The following is a 13,426-nucleotide window of genomic DNA, read 5'->3' on the forward strand; positions in this document are numbered from 1 at the left end:
TTATTGAATTAAAAAACGAATAGTCATCCACAGAAACAAAAAAGGCCTCATCTGAGGCCTTTTTAATATCTAAGAGTTAATTAAACTAGCTCACGCGATTCAATACTGCTCTGAGTTTTAACGGTTTCACTGGCTTGGCAATAAAGCGAAAGCTGTTGGCCTTTATCGCTGCCAACATGTCATCGGTTCTATCGGCACTAATGATGACCCCTTCAAAAGAGTCTCCGAGGCGCAAGCGACACTGCTGCAGGACTTCGAGACCCGTTCTGCCATTATCTAAACGGTAATCAGAGAAAATCACATCAGGTAGCCAACCCTCATCTAGGCACTGCAAGCTTTCGACCAAATCAACCGCCGTCTTAACCTCACAGCCCCAACGTCCGATCAGGTTTTCCATACCGACTAAGATTTCTCGTTCATTATCGACACACAATATCTTGAGATGTTCGATGTCGCTGGTCGCCATTGGCGTCGAAGCTTGCACAACTGGAGCCACTTTTTCCGCTCTAGCTAAGGTGATGGAAAAGACACTGCCTTGCCCCGGCCATGAGCGCATCGAAATTTGATGGCCAAGCACATGAGCAATACCTTTCGAGATAGCCAGCCCTAACCCCAATCCTTGATCGGCTCGTACTTGGCTGCCACGAGTAAACTCTTCAAAGATTTCTTGTTGCTTGTCTTCATCGATACCGGTTCCATTATCCCACACATCAATTCGAACCTGTCCATTCACTCTTCTCGCACCCAGTACCACTTTCCCTTCCGGGTTATAGCGGAACGCATTGGTCAAAAAGTTCTGAATCACACGCCTCAACAGCTTAGGGTCTGAATGAATGAACAATGACGACGGAATCATCTTAAACTCAATTTTCTGTTGTCTCGCTAGAGCGCTAAATTCCGCGTTCAAATTGGTTAATACGTCATGCACGGCAATCGCGTGAATGTTGGTTTCTAACTTTCCGGACTCCAATCGAGAGATATCCAGCAAGTCACCAATCAAATCTTCTGCGGCGCCAAGTGCACTCTCGATGTGAGATGACAATTGCTTCACCTCTTGCTCTTTTGCCACCTCAGACAGTGACGAAGCAAATAGACGTGCGGCATTGAGCGGCTGCATCAAATCGTGGCTTACCGCGGCTAGAAAACGACTCTTAGATTGTGATTCTTGATCCGAAATCTGCGTGGCTTTTACCAAGCGATGGTTCAGTTTTTCGAGTTCTTGAGTTCGCTCATGCACTCTCGATTCCAAACTTTCGTTGGCATCTTTTAGCGCTTGCTCTGCTTGTCGGAATACCGTGATGTCGGTAAAGCTCATCACAAAGCCACCATTTGGCATCGGGTTACCTTGCACTTCAATCACTCGACCATCAGGACGAATGCGAGAAGAGGTATGTCGAGTGCCTTGCTCCAAATGATAAACACGGCGACGCACATGATCTTCAGGGTCACCCGGACCACACAAACCTTGCTGAGCATTATGGCGAATCACATCGGAGATCGGCCTGCCCACTTGTATCAAACCAGCAGGGAACTCAAACAATTCTAGATAGCGCTGATTCCACGCCACCAGCCTCATTTGTTTGTCGATTACTGCGATGCCTTGGCCAATATGTTCAATCGCGCCTTGCAGTAAACCACGGCTGAAGTCGTACAGTTCCGAAGCTTCATCCACGATGGTCGCGACTTCTTCAAGCTGCATGTTTCTTCCCTGTAAAGCGGAAGTAAGTACTAACTTAGCAGACGAAGCACCGAATACTCCGGCGAGCACGCGCTCTGCGTGTCGAATCAGACTTGCAGGCGCTTGTTGATTAGGAAGCAGCGGCTGACCGTGTTGTTGCCAATAGCTGTGTAAGGCACTTTTGGCACGCTTACGGCCTACAAAACGCGACGCCAGCATCTCTAATTCAGCGACCGTCACTCGGTTCTGGTAAAGGCTGATATTCTCGTTTTCAGGCAGCGGCGTGCCAACAAATGCTGCTGATTGTAAGCGCTCACTTAGGCTTGGGCGAGTCGTCATCGAAACCACGGCATAGCACAAGGTATTAAGTATAATACTCAGCACAATGCCCCAGTTTGAACTGCTGATATTCCAGCTACTGAGCAGTTCTGGCGGCGTGATAATCCACAGTAAAAGGTTACTGTCACTGTCGCCAGCCAACATGCTGGTTTGGCTCATCAAGGTAATCAGCCAAATCAACGAGCCCACCATTAAGCCGACATACACGCCCTTGCGGTTACCCGGGCGCCAGTACAAACCACCAATAAGTGCTGGCGCGAATTGAGCAATCGCAGCAAAGGAAAGAAAGCCAATCGCTGACAGTGAATGGATGGTATCGAGCGCCTGATAAAACAGCCAAGCACCCAGTAACAGCAGTAAAATTAGCCCGCGGCGAATCACCAGTAGCAGGCCAGAAAAGTGTCGATGGGTTCTTTGAGTTAGGCGCATACGGCGCAGTAACAATGGCATCACTAAATCATTCGACACCATGATCGCCAAGGCGATGGTCGACACTATCACCATGCCACTTGCCGCAGACGTACCACCAAGGAAAGCCAGCAAGGCAATGTGATTAGCGCCTTCTGACATTGGCACACTGATCACATAGGTATCCGCTGGCATACCAGTAAGTAGTCCTTGTCCTGCCCAAGCAATTGGCAGCACGAACAGTCCCATCAAAATCAGGTAAAGCGGAAACAACCAACGAGCGGTATGCAGGTCTTGAGGACGTTCGTTCTCTACCACCATGGTATGGAACTGGCGTGGCAGACAGACAATCGCCAACATGGTTAAAACGGTATGAATAATTAAGGTCGGAATATTGGGTGATTCGTAGGTGGAAGCCGCCACATCAAGCAAGTCGATCTTGTCGCTGCTCATCGCCAGATACATGATGAATAGGCCAACGATCAGGAATGCCGCGAGCTTAACGATGGATTCAAACGCCACCGCCATCATCATGCCACGGTGATGCTCTGTGTTATCAATGTGTCTTGTACCAAACAGCATGGTGAAAATAGCCAAAGCACCGACCACAAACCAAGACACATGATAGTCCTGATAACCGAAGTCAGCCGCTAGGTTGGGTGCAACAATATCCAACCCCATGGTAATACCACGCAGTTGCAGAGCAATATAAGGAAGGATACCAACCACGGCGATAACCGTCACCGCCACCGCTAAGCCCTGAGATTTTCCATAACGAGCCGCGATAAAGTCGGCAATGGAGGTGATATGTTCCCGCTTCGCAATCAGGATCAGCCGCGCCAAGATCCGCCAGCCTAGTGTAAAGACTAGAATCGGGGCGAGGTAAATGGGTAAAAAAGACCAAGGGTTGTTACTCGCCTGCCCGACCGTTCCATAGAAGGTCCAAGAGGTACAATACACGGCAATCGAAAGGCTATAGATCCACGGGCGCCAACGCGATAGCCAACGAACCTGCCTGTCTCCATACCAAGCGATCAGAAATAACACGCCCAAGTAGGCTAAAGAGACTGGAATTACTATCCATCCTTGCATTGAAAACCCTTTTTTCATCCATAAAAAAACCTCTCCATAAGGGAGAGGTTTCATTTAACTAAGGATGGGTGATTAACTCAATCGCATCGCTTAAATTCTGTGCTTTAGACTCTAATTATCAGCATTTGCTGTGAGATTCTGACTGTTCCGAATCTGATTGATTAATCTCAACCACTGAACTTCTTTCATCCAACTTAATAAACAGAGCAAGTGCACCCATTGCAGCCATGCCCCAGAAGATATTTGCGCCCCAAAGCTCATAACCCCAACCACTTAAGGTGGTCATCAGTGCAATAAAGGCACCTAATGGAATCGCGTTATACAGGGCTTGTAGCGCAACCATCTTGTTTTGTTCTTCAGATTGGATGTATTGAATCGCGGCGATGTGTGCCATGGCAAATGTCACACCGTGCAGCAACTGCACCATCACCAGTGCAAAAATCGCCGTGGTTGATGCGGTTATACCCCAACGCGCCATCACCCCAATAGCCGCGACGACAAACAAAGTACGCAGTGACCAGCCTGAGAATAATCGCTTACTCAGAGCAAATACGGCCACTTCAGCAACAACACCTAAACTCCACAAATAACCGATGATAGCTTCTGAGTGACCCGCTTCTTTCCAATAAATCGCACTAAAACTGTAGTAAGCCGCATGACTACCTTGCAGCAGCGCCATCAAGGCTAAAAACTTTACCACTGACGACTCACGCAGCAGTTCACCTAGTTTTGGTCGCGCCGCTTGTTGCTCAGATTGTGTTACTGGCATCACATTGGGGTTTCTCATCGCAAGAATCAATGACAGCAACACACCGGCAAGCGCAGTATACAAAATCATGTCAGTGCCGAATTGTGCCACCAAATAGCCAACAACCGTTGAACCTGCGATAAAGGCAATTGATCCCCAAAGACGAGTTCGGCCGTAGTCGAGCATTTTCAAACGACTGTAATGGTTAGCCATCGCATCAGAAAGAGGAATGATCGGCCCACAACAGAGGTTAAACAGTACCGTTGCCAACAACATCAGTATAAAGCTGCCACCGGTGAAGAAGTGGAAACCGACAAACAGCAGCGCAGCGAAACTCAAACAGCGTAGCGCTGGCATCAAGTGTTCCACTTTATGGATACGCGGCGTAATCACTAAGTTGGCCACACAACGAGTCGCAAAGCCGATACCAATCAATACGCCAATATCACCAGCAGACACGCCTTGGTCTTCAAACCACAACGCCCAAAATGGCAAATACACGCCATACGCAAAAAAGAAACCAAGAAAATACTGAGAGATCCAGCCATAGGGTGAAGGGCTAAACATAAATGACCTATAAAGTGTACGGAAAAAGGCAGCACCAATTATGCCTATCTCGCATACGATGAAAAAGGGAATTATTACTGGGATAGTATTCCCATATTCAGTGGGTCTGAATATCGCATTTCAACAAGAGATTTCACGCTCATTAATCCCCACACTCGCATTTAGACTAAAGTCGTCTGGAGCTTCGCTGGTATTTTGTCAGACTGATTAAAGACTCCCATTTCTTCTTGTGATGCTTATGCCTGACAAATTTAATATGCAGCACCCGCCCTTCGATAGCCTGTCCGACGCCGAACAGTTGAAGCTTCGCTCTTCATTAGACGTGGTGTATTACCGCTCTCAAGAAGTGATACTGGAAGCTGAAAGGCCGAGCCGACACCTGCATATTTTGATCAAAGGAGCTGTTGAAGAGCGCGCGAGCAGTGATGGTGAGATTTACGCACACTATGCCAATGACGATATTTTTGATGTCCGCAGCCAGTTTGAACCCCACACCAAACACCAATATATCGCACTCGAAGATACATTAAGTTATCTGCTGCCCACCGATATTTTTCTTGAGCTTTACCACGCCAATGGCCAATTCGCTGCCTACTTTGATAGCAACCTATCAACACGAAAAGCTTTGATAGAAGCCGCCCAGCAGCAACAGAATCTTGCCGAGTTTATATTAACCAAAGTGGATGACTCTATCTATCACCCACCACTGATACTTGAACCAAACCAACCGATCAACCAAGTCACTCAAACCCTTAAAGAACAAGGGTTAGACTCGGCCCTAGTCCATTTGGAACATAATGATCCAAAAGCTTTTGGATCATCATGTTCCTTGCCGTATGGAATCGTCACTCGAACCAATTTATTGCATGCTGTGATGCTCGATAATTTCACACTGGATGCGCCTGTCGGTGAGATCGCAACGTTTCCGGTGATGCACGTGAACCAAGGCGATTTCTTATTTAACGCCATGATTACCATGACCAGAAATCGAGTAAAAAGGTTGATGGTTTGTGATGGTAAAAATGCGGTCGGCATGGTGGATATGACACAGATTCTCAGTGCATTCTCCACACACTCCCACGTTCTTACTTTGCGTATTGCGCGCGCCACCAGCGTTGAAGAATTGGCAATGGCATCCAACAAACAACGTCAACTGGTCGAGAGCTTGCTCAGTAATGGGATTCGCACACGCTTTATCATGGAGCTGATTTCTGCGGTCAACGAACAGATCATAGAGAAGGCTTTTGAGTTGGTGATCCCACCTGCACTGCATAATCATTGCTGCCTAATCGTGTTGGGTTCCGAAGGCCGTGGGGAACAAATTCTCAAAACCGATCAAGACAACGCGCTCATAATTCAAGATGGCTTGGAGTGGCATCAATGCCAAAGTGCCATGAACGACCTCACTCATACCCTTCAACAATTGGGTTACCCACTGTGCCCGGGCAACGTGATGGTCAACAATCCGAAATGGGTGCATTCAGAGCAAGAGTGGAAACAAACCCTTACCCATTGGGTAAAAAAAGCCACGCCAGACACCGTGATGGATATCGCGATCATGGCAGATGCACACGCAGTAGCGGGGAATAGAGAGTTATTAAAACCTGTAAAGCAGCACCTCAGTGATTTAATGCTCGGACAAGAATTGATTCTGACGGAGTTCTGCCGCCCGGCGCTGAACTTCTCAGTTCCCCTGACCCTGTTTGGTAATGTGAAGCAATCCAAGTCCGGACTCGATATCAAACAAGGCGGTATTTTCCCTATCGTGCATGGTGTGAGAGCGCTTTGCCTAGAACATGGTGTCACGGTCAACAACACCTTCGAACGCATTGAGCAGCTGGTCAGCAAGAAAGTATTAGAGCAAAGTACTGCCGATAATCTCAGTGAAGCACTCAAGCAATTCTTTAAGTGGCGCTTAGCCCAAAGGCTTTCTCAGCAGCACAGCAGCAACAAGATTAACGTCAAACTGATGGAACGCGCAGACAGGGATCTGCTTCGTCATAGCCTGCACGTGGTGAAGAAATTCAAGCAATGGCTCGGCTACCACTATCAGATACGGGATTAGGCATTGAACGATGAATAGGTTGGTTCGCTATTACTGGCATCACAAGCTCAAAGGCTCCCTCTATCAGCCTCTGTTTACTGCGCCTATTGATCATGAATATGTATCGCTCGATTGTGAAACCACCAGCCTAGATCCCAATCAAGCGGAATTAGTCACTATTGCCGCGACAAAGATCATCGGTAACCGAATCATTACCAGCCAACCTTTTGAAGTTCGACTCAGAGCACCTCAGTCACTCGATTGTAATTCCATCAAAATCCACCGCATTCGCCATCAAGATCTAAAGCACGGTATAGAAGAGAAACAAGCCCTAATTGAGCTACTGAACTTCATCGGAAATCGTCCTTTAGTCGGCTATCACATCCGCTATGATAAAAAGATTCTCGACCGTGCCTGTTTAAAACAGCTTGGATTTCCACTGCCTAACCGATTAGTCGAAGTGAGCCAGCTCTACCAAGATAAACTCGAAAGACAGCTGCCCAATGCCTATTTTGATCTCAGTATGGACGCCATCTGTCGCCAACTCGATTTACCTATCCCGGTCAATAAACATGATGCATTACAAGACGCTATCTCCGCTGCGCTGATCTTTGTGCGCCTGAAACATGGTGACCTTCCCCGTTTCAACTCTTCTTATTCTTAATTCAACCACTGGCGCTTCACATAGAGAGCAACATCTCAAAATTGAACTTAACTCGCTATTTTGTAAGTGAAAAGCAGCGTCTCATCCTAAAGTCTAATTGTGGAAATCGCCGTCCTAGCCGAGAGTGATAACACAAAGACGGTTCTGTAATAGACCTAGAAACTGAACACAAAGGAAGTTGCCAGTTCATTAGGAATGTAGGCACAAGGAGAGATGCAATGAGTGAAGCCCACGTTTATCCGGTAAAAGAAAATATTAAATCAACCACACACGCGGATAATGACACTTACCTAGCCATGTACCAGCAATCTGTTTCTGACCCTGAAGGCTTTTGGGGTGAACACGGAAAAATCGTTGATTGGATCAAACCTTTCACACAAGTAAAAAACACCTCTTTCGACCCTGGCCACATTGATATTCGCTGGTTTGAAGATGGCACGCTTAACGTTTCGGCTAACTGTATCGACCGCCACCTTGCTGAGCGCGGTGATGAAGTCGCTATCATCTGGGAAGGCGATGACCCGGCAGATGATAAAACTCTAACTTTTAATGAACTGCATAAAGAAGTGTGCCTGTTTTCGAATGCTCTAAAAGAGCAAGGCGTGCGCAAAGGTGATGTGGTTTGTTTATACATGCCAATGGTGCCAGAAGCGGCAGTAGCCATGCTGGCGTGTACCCGTATCGGTGCGGTTCACACAGTCGTATTTGGTGGTTTCTCACCAGAAGCACTGTCTGGTCGTATTATCGATTCAAATTCTAAAGTCGTTATCACTGCCGATGAAGGCGTGCGTGGCGGCCGTGCTGTTCCACTGAAAAAGAATGTCGATGAAGCACTGACGAACCCTGAAGTGAAAAACATCGAGAAGGTTGTTGTATTCAAACGCACTGGCGGTGATGTGGCATGGCACGAACATCGCGATGTGTGGTGGCACGATGCTATTGCTAATGTATCTGCAGATTGCCCACCAGAAGAGATGAACGCAGAAGATCCACTATTCATCCTTTATACGTCAGGCTCAACAGGTAAACCTAAAGGCGTTATGCACACCACAGGTGGCTACCTTGTTTATGCTGCGATGACCTTCAAATACGTATTCGATTACCAAGAAGGCGAGACTTTCTGGTGTACAGCCGATGTGGGTTGGATTACCGGTCACACATATCTTGTTTACGGACCGCTTGCTAATGGCGCAAAAACGATTCTGTTTGAAGGCGTGCCAAATTACCCGAACACCAGCCGCATGAGCGAAGTGGTCGATAAGCACCAAGTTAATATTCTTTATACGGCGCCAACGGCTATTCGTGCATTGATGGCGAAAGGCAATGAAGCCGTTGAAGGTACTTCTCGTGACAGCCTAAGAATCATGGGCTCAGTGGGTGAACCTATCAACCCAGAGGCGTGGGAGTGGTACTACAAAACAATCGGTAATGAGCAATCTCCAATTGTTGATACATGGTGGCAAACAGAAACGGGCGGTATCTTGATTGCACCGCTACCAGGCGCAACAGACCTGAAACCGGGCTCTGCAACTCGTCCATTCTTCGGTGTGCAACCGGCACTGGTTGATAACATGGGTAACATCATTGAGGGTGCAACAGACGGCAACCTAGTGATTCTTGACTCTTGGCCAGGCCAAATGCGTACCGTTCATGGCGATCATGACCGCTTCGAACAGACTTACTTCTCGACCTTTAAAGGCATGTACTTCACCAGTGACGGCGCTCGTCGTGATGAAGACGGTTACTACTGGATTACGGGGCGTGTCGATGATGTACTTAACGTATCAGGTCACCGTATGGGTACTGCTGAGATTGAATCGGCTCTAGTCGCGTTCGATAAGATTGCAGAAGCCGCGATTGTGGGCATCCCTCATGATATTAAAGGCCAAGCGATTTACGCTTACATCACGCTGAATGATGGTGAGTTCCCAACCGCAGAGCTTCATAAAGAAGTAAAAGACTGGGTACGTAAAGAGATTGGCCCAATTGCAACGCCAGATGTACTGCACTGGACCGACTCTCTACCAAAAACTCGTTCGGGTAAAATCATGCGTCGTATCCTGCGTAAAATCGCGACTGGCGATACAGGTAACCTAGGTGATACCTCGACACTGGCCGACCCAAGTGTGGTTGATAAGCTGATTGCCGAGAAAGCAGAACTGGCATAAGCAACCAGTCACAGCAGCTAATCACTGTTTAAAACAGCACTTTCTAAACCGTCACCTATGTGGCGGTTTTTTTATGGCTGATCTTGATCTCAAATATCCCGCCCCAAATTAAGGCTAAGACGCTTTTTTGTTAAGTTGGTAACAATTCCAAGCTGTATCAATAGGAGATTAGACCAGTAAATTGCTGCGATTTGCGCTGAATTAGCTATAATCTGGTTCTAATTTTTAAATTTGGGTTTTTCTCACTGGAAATTAACCGCAAATTTTCAATAAAATGGCAACATTCACGTTCGTAAACACGATAAAGGAAGATAGCCCCACGATGTCTACAAAGTTTCGCATTCTAGTTTTAAATGGCCCAAACCTTAACCTGTTAGGCCTTAGAGAGCCCGCACACTACGGTTCTCAAACACTTGACCAGATTATTAGCTCACTGACCGAGCAAGCGAAAGCACACGATGTTGAGCTATCTCACTTACAGTCAAATCGTGAGTACGAACTGATTGAAGCTATCCATAGTGCTTATCAAAATGTTGATTTTATTATTATCAACCCAGCAGCCTTTACACATACCAGTGTGGCACTGCGTGATGCACTACTTGGCGTTGCCATACCATTTATTGAGGTTCATCTATCGAATGTTCACGCGCGTGAACCATTCCGTCACCACTCTTACCTATCTGATAAAGCAGAAGGTGTGATTTGTGGCTTAGGTGCCCAAGGTTATCAATTTGCTTTGACCGCTGCGCTCAGCAAGCTCAACTCAAAGTAAACATAAACAACGAACTATTACTAACCTACTCAGTCATAGAGTAAGTTCAATTAACAGATAAAGAGAAAGAAACAATGGATATTCGCAAAATCAAAAAGCTAATCGAATTGGTTGAAGAGTCTGGTATTTCTGAGCTAGAAATCTCTGAAGGTGAAGAGTCAGTACGAATCAGTCGTAACAGCACTGCACCTGTAGCACCTGTTCAATATGCAGCTGCTCCAGCACCTGTAGCGGCAGCAGCTCCTGCGGCGGCACCTGTAGCAGCAGAAGCAGCAGCTCCTGCAGTTCCAGCTGGTCACCAAGTTCTTTCTCCAATGGTTGGTACTTTCTACGGCGCTCCAAGCCCAGACGCAAAACCATTCGTTAAAGTTGGTCAATCTGTAACTGCTGGCGAAACGCTATGTATCGTTGAAGCAATGAAAATGATGAACCAAATCGAAGCTGATAAATCTGGTGTTGTAACAGCTATCCTAGTTGAAGACGGTCAACCAGTAGAATTCGACCAAGCTCTAGTAATTATCGAATAATAGAGAGCACTCATTATGTTAGATAAATTAGTAATCGCGAACCGTGGTGAGATTGCACTACGTATTCTGCGTGCATGTAAAGAGCTTGGCATTAAAACGGTAGCGGTTCACTCAACTGCTGACCGTGACCTTAAGCACGTACTGCTTGCAGACGAAACCATTTGTATCGGTCCAGCTCGTGGTATCGATAGCTACCTAAACATCCCTCGTATCATCAGCGCAGCTGAAGTTACAGGTGCAGTAGCTGTTCACCCTGGCTACGGCTTCCTATCTGAAAATGCAGACTTTGCAGAACAGGTAGAGCGCAGTGGCTTTATCTTCGTTGGCCCTAAAGCTGAAACCATTCGCATGATGGGTGACAAAGTGTCAGCTATCACGTCAATGAAGAAAGCTGGCGTACCTTGTGTACCAGGTTCTGACGGCCCTCTTAACGACGACGAAGCAAAAAACAAAGCGCACGCTAAACGCATTGGCTTCCCAGTTATCATCAAGGCATCTGGCGGCGGCGGCGGTCGTGGTATGCGTGTTGTTCGTTCTGAAGCAGAATTAACAGAAGCTATCGCGATGACTCGTGCTGAAGCAAAAGCATGTTTCAACAACGACATGGTTTACATGGAGAAATTCCTAGAAAACCCACGTCACATTGAAGTACAAGTGCTTGCAGATGGCCAAGGTAATGCTATCCACCTAGGTGAGCGTGACTGTTCAATGCAACGTCGTCACCAGAAAGTTGTGGAAGAAGCGCCAGCTCCAGGTATCACTGAAGAGATGCGTAAGTACATTGGCGAACGTTGTACTCGTGCATGTATTGAGATCGGTTACCGCGGTGCAGGTACATTTGAATTCCTATACGAGAACGGTGAATTCTACTTCATCGAAATGAACACTCGTATCCAGGTTGAACACACGATTACTGAAATGGTAACGGGTATCGACCTAGTGAAAGAACAGCTACGTATTGCAGCTGGTCAGCCTCTATCATTCACTCAGGATGACATTAAGCTGCGTGGCCACTCAATCGAATGTCGTATCAATGCTGAAGATCCAGTTCGTTTCCTACCTTCACCAGGTAAGATTGAACGTTTCCACGCACCAGGCGGCATGGGCGTACGTTGGGAATCTCACATCTACACGGGTTACACAGTGCCACCACACTACGATTCAATGATTGGTAAGCTGATCACTTACGGTGAGAACCGTGATGTTGCTATCGCTCGTATGAAGAACGCATTGGGTGAAATGATTGTTGAAGGTATTAACGTTAATACTGAGCTTCAACTGTCTATTATGAACGACGAAAACTTCCAACACGGTGGTGCAAACATCCACTACCTTGAGAAGAAACTTGGTTTGTCATAATCCGTTCGTTTAAGAACAGTCAAAATGCTCACTTCGGTGAGCATTTTTGTTTTTGAACCGCCGAAAAAATCAATCTTTAATCCCCATTATATTCCGTGGGGTTTTGGTGAATTTGCTCATATTTTCTGCTAGAATCGCCATCCAATTTTTCTCATATAGAAGATGCAGCCATGCCTTGGATTCAAATCAAGCTTAATGCTACCAATGAAAATGCCGAACAAATCGGCGACATGTTAATGGAAGAGACTGGTGCTCTTTCTGTAACTTTCCTGGATGCACAAGATACCCCTGTATTTGAGCCTCTGCCAGGCGAAACTCGCCTTTGGGGTGATACTGACATTCTCGCGCTTTACGACGCTGAGACTGATACTGGTGTCGTTCTAGCGCAGATTAAAGCAAGCAACATGTTCCCTGCAGACTTTGCTCATAAAGTAGAGCAAATTGAAGACAAGGATTGGGAGCGTGAATGGATGGACAACTTCCACCCAATGAAGTTTGGTGAGCGTTTATGGATCTGCCCTAGCTGGCGCGATATCCCTGAACCTGACGCTGTTAACGTAATGCTAGACCCTGGCCTTGCATTTGGTACAGGTACTCACCCGACAACGGCATTGTGTCTTGAGTGGCTTGAAGGCTTAGACCTTGCAGGCAAAACCGTGATCGACTTCGGTTGTGGCTCAGGCATCCTAGCGATCGCTGCGATCAAACTAGGCGCAGCAAAAGTTATCGGGATCGACATTGATCCTCAAGCTCTGCTTGCATCAAAAGACAACGCACAACGCAATGGCGTTGCTGAGCAACTAGAGGTGTTCTTGCCACAAGATCAACCGGAAGGTTTGCTAGCAGACGTTGTTGTTGCCAACATTCTTGCGGGTCCATTACGCGACCTTTCTGGCATCATCAAGGGCCTAGTTAAGCCAAATGGTGTACTTGCGATGTCGGGTGTTTTAGATACACAAGCAGAAGATGTTGCCACTTATTATCGTGATGAGCTTCACATTGATCCGATCATCGAACAACAAGAATGGTGTCGAATCTCAGGTCGCAAGCAAGGCTAGAC

General features: G+C 46.9%; 9 protein-coding genes. 7 read left to right on the top strand and 2 right to left on the bottom strand.

Going from position 1 to position 13,426, the window contains the following annotated elements:
* Positions 1-85 precede the first annotated feature (85 nt).
* Entirely contained in the window at positions 86-3,517 is a 3,432-nt protein-coding gene (locus AB4512_RS01365) for a PAS-domain containing protein (RefSeq protein ID WP_372174195.1), read from the bottom strand.
* Positions 3,518-3,635: 118 nt separating this feature from the next.
* Positions 3,636-4,832 carry a 3-phenylpropionate MFS transporter gene (locus AB4512_RS01370; protein ID WP_017062710.1) on the bottom strand — a complete coding sequence of 399 codons (1,197 nt, stop codon included), beginning with the start codon at positions 4,830-4,832 and terminating at the stop codon, positions 3,636-3,638.
* Between the two features lie 232 nt (positions 4,833-5,064).
* Here AB4512_RS01370 and AB4512_RS01375 point away from each other — a divergent pair, with 232 nt between their 5' ends.
* From AB4512_RS01375 to prmA, 7 genes are all read left to right on the top strand, one after another.
* Positions 5,065-6,897 carry a DUF294 nucleotidyltransferase-like domain-containing protein gene (locus AB4512_RS01375; RefSeq protein WP_017071170.1) on the top strand — a complete coding sequence of 611 codons (1,833 nt, stop codon included), beginning with the start codon at positions 5,065-5,067 and terminating at the stop codon, positions 6,895-6,897.
* Between the two features lie 10 nt (positions 6,898-6,907).
* Positions 6,908-7,540: a 3'-5' exonuclease gene (locus AB4512_RS01380; protein WP_017062708.1), complete on the top strand. Its 633-nt coding sequence runs from the start codon at positions 6,908-6,910 to the stop codon at positions 7,538-7,540.
* Positions 7,541-7,758: 218 nt separating this feature from the next.
* Positions 7,759-9,708: an acetate--CoA ligase gene (acs, locus tag AB4512_RS01385; protein WP_009844693.1), complete on the top strand. Its 1,950-nt coding sequence runs from the start codon at positions 7,759-7,761 to the stop codon at positions 9,706-9,708.
* A gap of 322 nt (positions 9,709-10,030) precedes the next feature.
* Positions 10,031-10,480 carry a type II 3-dehydroquinate dehydratase gene (gene aroQ, locus AB4512_RS01390; protein WP_010435475.1) on the top strand — a complete coding sequence of 150 codons (450 nt, stop codon included), beginning with the start codon at positions 10,031-10,033 and terminating at the stop codon, positions 10,478-10,480.
* A gap of 74 nt (positions 10,481-10,554) precedes the next feature.
* Positions 10,555-11,007, top strand: a complete 453-nt coding sequence (accB, locus tag AB4512_RS01395) for an acetyl-CoA carboxylase biotin carboxyl carrier protein (RefSeq protein WP_017062707.1) — start codon at positions 10,555-10,557, stop codon at positions 11,005-11,007.
* Positions 11,008-11,022: 15 nt separating this feature from the next.
* Entirely contained in the window at positions 11,023-12,366 is a 1,344-nt protein-coding gene (gene accC / locus AB4512_RS01400; RefSeq protein ID WP_102320311.1) for an acetyl-CoA carboxylase biotin carboxylase subunit, read from the top strand.
* Between the two features lie 170 nt (positions 12,367-12,536).
* Positions 12,537-13,424: a 50S ribosomal protein L11 methyltransferase gene (gene prmA, locus AB4512_RS01405; protein ID WP_017055901.1), complete on the top strand. Its 888-nt coding sequence runs from the start codon at positions 12,537-12,539 to the stop codon at positions 13,422-13,424.
* Positions 13,425-13,426 lie beyond the last annotated feature (2 nt).

The organism is Vibrio sp. 10N.222.52.B7 (genome assembly GCF_041474275.1).
GTDB classification, from domain to species: domain Bacteria; phylum Pseudomonadota; class Gammaproteobacteria; order Enterobacterales; family Vibrionaceae; genus Vibrio; species Vibrio crassostreae_C.

Bases quoted from the DNA above. Each gene is read 5' to 3' on its own strand.
- AB4512_RS01365 (WP_372174195.1), bottom strand. From the start codon at position 3,517: ATGCAAGGATGGATAGTAATTCCAGTCTCTTTAGCCTACTTGGGCGTG.
- AB4512_RS01370 (WP_017062710.1), bottom strand. From the start codon at position 4,832: ATGTTTAGCCCTTCACCCTATGGCTGGATCTCTCAGTATTTTCTTGGT.
- AB4512_RS01375 (WP_017071170.1), top strand. From the start codon at position 5,065: ATGCTTATGCCTGACAAATTTAATATGCAGCACCCGCCCTTCGATAGC.
- AB4512_RS01380 (WP_017062708.1), top strand. From the start codon at position 6,908: ATGAATAGGTTGGTTCGCTATTACTGGCATCACAAGCTCAAAGGCTCC.
- acs (WP_009844693.1), top strand. From the start codon at position 7,759: ATGAGTGAAGCCCACGTTTATCCGGTAAAAGAAAATATTAAATCAACC.
- aroQ (WP_010435475.1), top strand. From the start codon at position 10,031: ATGTCTACAAAGTTTCGCATTCTAGTTTTAAATGGCCCAAACCTTAAC.
- accB (WP_017062707.1), top strand. From the start codon at position 10,555: ATGGATATTCGCAAAATCAAAAAGCTAATCGAATTGGTTGAAGAGTCT.
- accC (WP_102320311.1), top strand. From the start codon at position 11,023: ATGTTAGATAAATTAGTAATCGCGAACCGTGGTGAGATTGCACTACGT.
- prmA (WP_017055901.1), top strand. From the start codon at position 12,537: ATGCCTTGGATTCAAATCAAGCTTAATGCTACCAATGAAAATGCCGAA.